Origin of the sequence: Pseudokineococcus marinus (assembly GCF_013004605.1) — a bacterium.
In the GTDB taxonomy this organism is placed as follows: Bacteria; Actinomycetota; Actinomycetes; order Actinomycetales; family Quadrisphaeraceae; genus Pseudokineococcus; species Pseudokineococcus marinus.
Genome location: NZ_JABEMA010000438.1, coordinates 1 through 1,952, shown reverse-complemented (window position 1 = coordinate 1,952; position 1,952 = coordinate 1). Strand labels below are relative to the sequence as shown.

The 1,952-nt window shown below is 78.9% G+C and carries 3 protein-coding genes; all 3 read left to right on the top strand.

Annotated elements, in window-relative coordinates:
- A partial coding sequence (locus tag HLB09_RS16370) for a hypothetical protein (protein WP_171204367.1) occupies nucleotides 1–198 on the top strand: 198 nt, incomplete at its 5' end.
- Nucleotides 199–293: 95 nt separating this feature from the next.
- Nucleotides 294–842, top strand: a complete 549-nt coding sequence (def, locus tag HLB09_RS16365) for a peptide deformylase (RefSeq protein WP_171204366.1) — start codon at nucleotides 294–296, stop codon at nucleotides 840–842.
- A 3-nt stretch (nucleotides 843–845) separates the two neighbouring features.
- On the top strand, nucleotides 846–1,787 hold the full coding sequence (gene fmt, locus HLB09_RS16360) for a methionyl-tRNA formyltransferase (RefSeq protein WP_171204365.1): 942 nt from the start codon (nucleotides 846–848) through the stop codon (nucleotides 1,785–1,787).
- Nucleotides 1,788–1,952: the final 165 nt, after the last annotated feature.

Here is a 1,952-nt window from a genome sequence, read left to right as displayed (position 1 = left end):
GGCGCAGGAGCGGGCAGCACGCCCTCGGGGGCGGCGGAGGACGACGCCCCCGGCGTGCAGGCCCTGCTGCGCGCCCCGGCGGCGCAGCGCCTCGCCCTCGCCGACGCGCTGCGCGCCGCGCGGGCCGTGACGTCGGCGCGGCGGGAGCCGGCCGTGCGGGTCGTCGTCGACCCCCTCGACCCGCTCGAGGGCTGGTGAGGAGCCCGGGCGGGGCGACCGCGCCCGCGGGAGCCGGTCGGCGCGGAGCCTAGGATCGCCTGCGCTCCTCCTGCCGTCGTCGAAGGGCCCCGCTCGTGGCCGTCCAGCCCGTCCGCCTGTTCGGCGACCCCGTCCTGCGCCGTCGTGCCGACGAGGTCGTCGACTTCGACCGCGAGCTGGCGCAGCTCGTCACCGACCTCGAGCACACGATGCTCGAGCAGCGGGGCGCGGGCCTCGCGGCCCCCCAGATCGGTGTCTCGCTGCGGGTCTTCACCTACCACGTCGACGGCGTGCTGGGGCACCTCGTCAACCCGCGGCTGCAGCTGTCGGAGGAGTGCCAGGACGGCGACGAGGGCTGCCTGAGCTTCCCCGGCGTCTTCGCGAGCACGCGCCGCAGCCTCCACGTCGTGGCCCACGGGCAGGACCTCCACGGCGAGGACGTCGTCCTGCAGGGCAGCGAGCTGCTGGCCCGCGCCATCCAGCACGAGACCGACCACCTCGACGGGGTCCTCTTCATCGACCGGATGGAGCGCGAGGAGCGCAAGCTCGCGATGAAGGCGATCCGGGAGGCGGCCTGGGCGGCGGGGGAGCCGGCGCCGGTGGTGCGCACGAGCCCGCACGCCACCTTCGGCCGGGCGACCTGAGCCGTGCGCGTCGTCCTCGCCGGGACCCCCGCGCCGGCCGTCCCGTCCCTGCGCTCCCTCCTCGCCTCCTCGCACGAGGTCGTCGCCGTCCTCACCCGCCCCGACGCCCGCGCCGGGCGCGGACGTCGCGCCGTCACCAGCCCCGTCAAGGAGCTCGCGCTCGAGGCGGGCCTGCCCGTGCTGGCGCCCGAGCGGCCGGGGGACGAGGCCTTCCTCGCCGATCTCGCCGACCTGGCCCCCGACTGCGTGCCCGTCGTCGCCTACGGCGCGCTCGTGCCGCGCCGCGCGCTCGACGTGCCCCGCCACGGATGGGTCAACCTCCACTTCAGCCTCCTGCCGCGCTGGCGCGGCGCCGCGCCGGTGCAGCACGCCGTCCTCGCGGGCGACCCCGTGACGGGTGCCTGCGCGTTCCGCCTCGAGGAGGGCCTGGACACCGGTCCGGTGCTCGGGTCCCTCGAGGAGCCGGTGGGACCGCGGGACACGGCGGGGGACCTGCTCGAGCGCCTGGCGCCGGCGGGCGCTGACCTGCTCGTCGGCGTCCTCGACGCGCTCGAGGCCGGGACCGCGCACGCCGTCCCGCAGCCGGCGGACGGCGTCACCCTCGCCCCCAAGCTGCGCCCCGACGACGCGCGCGTGCGGTGGGAGGACGACGCGACGGAGGTGGACCGCCGCGTGCGCGGGTGCACCCCCGCCCCGGGGGCGTGGACGACCTTCCGCGGGGAGCGGCTGAGGCTGCGGCCCCTGGAGCCGGCGCCCGACGCCGCGGGGGCGCCGCTGGCGCCGGGAGCGCTGCGGGTCATCCGCGGCGGGGTGCTCGTGGGCACGGGCACCGGGCCGGTCGTGCTGGGCGAGGTCCAGCCGGCCGGTAAGCGCGCCATGGCGGCGCAGGACTGGGCCCGGGGCGTCCGTCCCGCCGACGACGAGGTGCTGGGAGCAGACGCGTGAGCGACGACGAGAGCGGCACCGGGACGGGAGCCGGGGCGGGACCCGGTCGGGGCGGGCGCGGACGGGGCGGTGGGACCGGTGGTGGTCGCCCGCGCAGCCCGGGCGGTGCCGGCGGCGGTGGTCCGCGCGGGGGCGCACCCGGCGGTGGGCCTCGCGGTGGTGGGC